Genomic DNA, 3,488 nt, shown 5'->3' with positions numbered 1-3,488 from the left:
CGGCCGATGCGGCGACGCGCATCGCTGAGCACTGGCGCGACGCCGAGGCGGCGCACGACGCGCGGCGCGAGCTCGCCGACTACCTCGTCAGCCGATTGCGCGGAGAGAGGCCTGTCATGTACGAAGTCGCTACCCGGGAGATACCCGAGCGGAGCCTGCTCTGCTTGAAGCGCGAGGTCAGCGAGCAGGGGCAATGGGCGTTCGGCAAGGAGTTCATCGGGATCTGGCGCAAGCGCCCGCTCCCGTTGATGGAAGGCCGGGCAGGCGCGTTCTTCTGCATCTGGTGGAGCCACCCGAGCGCTGACAGCGACGGTCTGATCGAATGGTGCAGGCCGGTTCCCCCGGCAGAGGCGGCTGCCCTCGCGGACCGTTATCCCGAGCTGACGTTGCGAACCGAGCCGGCGCATACGGAGGCGTTCGCCACGCTGCCAGGTTGGGGTGGTGGGTCTCAAGCAGCGGCGGTGCACCACTGGCAGCTCGCTTTCGAGTCGCTGGGAGCCTGGGTGCAGGAGCAGGAGCGGGAGCACGCGGATGAGCCCGAGCCGCGTCTTGCCCTCACGGACGAAGACCTCGGCATCCGCACCACCTATCTCGCGACCCCAGGCATGACCGCGGCGACGGTCCCCGACGACTACATCGACCTCGCCGTCCCGTTCGCTGTAGAGCGATGATCGAAGCCCGCGGCCTGGTCAAGCGCTACGGCTCCACCATGGCCGTCAGCGACCTGTCTTTCTCCGTCCGGCCCGGCCTGGTCACCGGCTTCCTCGGCCCGAACGGCGCCGGGAAGACCACCACCATGCGGATGATCCTGGGCCTGGACGCGCCGACGGAGGGCTCGGTCACCGTCGACGGCCGCAGCTACCGCGATCTGCCGGCGCCCATGCGCGAGGTGGGCGCCCTCCTCGACGCCAAGGCGCTGCACGGCGGCCGCCGGGCGGTCGACCACCTGCTGTGCCTGGCCCAGAGCAACGGCATCGGTCGCCGCCGGGTGGACGAGGTGCTCCGCCTCGTCGGTCTCGAGGACGTGGCCAGGCGTCGGGTGAAGGGCTTCTCGCTGGGCATGAGCCAGCGCCTCGGCATCGCCTCGGCGCTGCTGGGGGACCCGCCCGTGCTCATCTTCGACGAGCCGGTGAACGGCCTCGACCCCGACGGCATCCACTGGGTCAGGACCCTCATGCGGACGCTGGCGGCCGAGGGCCGCACCGTGCTGGTCTCCAGCCACCTGATGAGCGAGATGGCCCTGACCGCCGACCACCTGCTGGTGATCGGCAAGGGCCGGCTGATCGCCGATACCAGCGTGGACGAGTTCGTACGGTCAAGCTCTCAGCAGTCGGTGCACGTCCGCAGCCCCCAGGCAGCCGAGCTGGCCGCCCGCTGCCGCGAGGCCGGCGCGGGAGTCCAGGCCGGGACCGACCCCGACGTCATCGAGATCACCGCGATGGACAGCGCCGAGGTGGGCAAGCTGGCCGCCGCCCATGGCATCACCCTGTTCGAGCTCGTCCCCGTCCGAGCCTCGCTAGAGGAGGCGTTCATGGAACTGACCAGAGACAGCGTGGAGTACCAGGCGACCGGAGCGACCCGATGAGCGACGCCACCATCGCCCGCACCGGCCCGGGCCAGCGGGCGGCCTTCCGTCCGGCCACCTTCGGCGACGTGCTGCGCTCGGAGTGGACCAAGCTCCGTTCGGTCCGGTCGACCTTCTGGGCGCTGACCGTGACCGTCGTGCTCGGCATCGGCCTGGGGGCCGCCATCAGCGCGCTCACCGCCCACGGCTACGCCAGGAGCAGCGTCTCCGCCAAGCTGAGCTGGGACCCGACCAACATCAGCCTGTCGGGGATGGTCATCGCCCAGCTGGCCATCGCCGTGCTCGGGGTGCTCTGCATCAGCTCCGAGTACTCGTCGGGGATGATCCGCACCAGCCTGATCGCCGTCCCGAAGCGAGGGCGGATGCTGGCGGCCAAGTCGGTGGTCTTCGCCGCGGTGACCTTCGTCGTGGGCGAGGTGGTCAGCTTCGCGGCGTTCTTCGTGGGCCAGGCCCTCATCAGCGGGCATGCCCCGCACGCGACGCTCGGCGATCCCGGGGTCGCCCGGGCGGTGGTGGGAGCGGGGCTGTACCTGACCGCCCTGGCGGTGCTCAGCGTCGCCGCCGGGAGCTTGCTCCGGCATCCGGCCGCCGCCATCGCCTCCATGGTGGGCGTCCTGTTCGTCCTGCCCGGGATCGTCCAGGCGCTGCCGGACTCGTGGCGGAACCCGGTCAACGAGTTCTGGCCGACCCAGGCCGGGGGCCAGATGGCCAGCGTCTACATCCCCGCCCACACCCTCCAGCCCTGGCCCGGCTTCGGCGTGATGTGCCTGTTCGTCGCCATTGTGTACGCCGCCGCCTGGACGCTGCTGGACCGCCGGGACGCATGATGGCGGTCAGGGCGCGTCGCCATACCCGGGACCCCGGCCCTGGCAGGTAGTTTCTGCATTGAATTGCCATTGAAATTACAGTTTCCCCTGTTACCGGTCATGCCGCATTGAGTCGCTGGTTGGCATCCGGCTGCGGCTCCCACGAGCACCGCGAGTGCGAAGATCAGCGCTCCTATCCGCTTTTTCACCATTTCAGTTTAAGCATGGCGGCTCTCATCCCTTATCGCCGGTCCTGTCCTGCTCGTCTCCCGCCTTACGCGATGCCGGGTGGCCCGGTGCCGTCTTAGTCGGCCACGCCTGCCCTTGCGCATTAGGTTGAAGGGCCAGAGTCTACGGCGGCCGGGTCTGGCACGACCTCAGCCGCGGAGCTGAGCATGATCACGAAAGAAAAATCTCCTATGCGCGTACTTTTCTTTCGTGATCATGAAATCAGCGGGCTCGGGCTGGCCGCCGCGCCCTCGCCGGCGGGGCGTCCCGGATGGCCAGGCAAGGACCTCAGCGCTGCAAGCCCTAATAAGGACGCGATCGTCACAGCAAGAGTGGACACGGGGCGAGCGGCAGCCCTTTCCGGACCCGCTTGGAATCGGAGAGGACGATGCGGGGACCTTGGCCGTTCAGCCCCTGTAATTGAGCCATTAGTCAGGTCTCACCGTCTTGTCGTTTCCTTCCCGCTACGGCCCGCTACGCGGCATGTAGTACGTCCCGTGCATGCTGCGGCCGAACGCACGCTCATAAGGCGTTCACGACTGCGGTAGCTCGGCGAGCGCTATCGCGTTGCCGTCCGGATCCGGGACCTTCACGTGGCGGACACCGTTCGAGTAAGTCTCGATTGGTTCATGTTCGATACCTTCGGTAGCCAGGCGCTCCAGAAGCGCGTCGAGTCCGGCAACGGCGAGGGTGACCCGGCCCGCGCCCGCCCGCGCTGCGTCTGGCTCAATGAAGAGTGTGGCGTGCTCGTCGATGTCCCAGAGGATCTCTTCGCCCGCGCGCAGGTCCGGCGGTCGCCCGAAGAGCCGTGTGTACCAATCGATCGCAGCGCCCAGCTCGGATACAGGGACACCAGCGATGAGGTGGGT

4 protein-coding genes are annotated in these 3,488 nt (G+C 68.4%); 3 read left to right on the top strand and 1 reads right to left on the bottom strand.

Features of this window, described 5'->3' with window-relative positions; translation table 11 throughout:
• The 3 genes from WA805_RS10295 to WA805_RS10285 all read left to right on the top strand — a co-directional run.
• On the top strand, window positions 1–671 hold a 671-nt coding region (locus WA805_RS10295), incomplete at its 5' end, for a hypothetical protein (protein WP_425242227.1).
• On the top strand, window positions 668–1,585 hold the full coding sequence (locus WA805_RS10290; RefSeq protein WP_425239519.1) for an ABC transporter ATP-binding protein: 918 nt from the start codon (window positions 668–670) through the stop codon (window positions 1,583–1,585). The genes WA805_RS10295 and WA805_RS10290, both read left to right, overlap by 4 nt.
• Window positions 1,582–2,412, top strand: coding sequence for an ABC transporter permease subunit (locus tag WA805_RS10285; protein WP_422288412.1), 831 nt, complete (start codon window positions 1,582–1,584; stop codon window positions 2,410–2,412). The genes WA805_RS10290 and WA805_RS10285 overlap by 4 nt, the downstream gene beginning before the upstream one ends.
• 740 nt (window positions 2,413–3,152) lie before the next feature.
• Here the strand turns inward: WA805_RS10285 and WA805_RS10280 are convergent.
• The coding region (locus WA805_RS10280) for a VOC family protein (RefSeq protein ID WP_425242226.1) at window positions 3,153–3,488 on the bottom strand (336 nt) is incomplete at its 5' end.

The sequence above is a fragment of the Trebonia sp. genome (assembly GCF_049794275.1).
GTDB lineage: Bacteria > Actinomycetota > Actinomycetes > Streptosporangiales > Streptosporangiaceae > Trebonia.
Note: the sequence above shows the minus strand (reverse complement) of the source record. Positions and strands in the feature narration are given on the sequence as shown.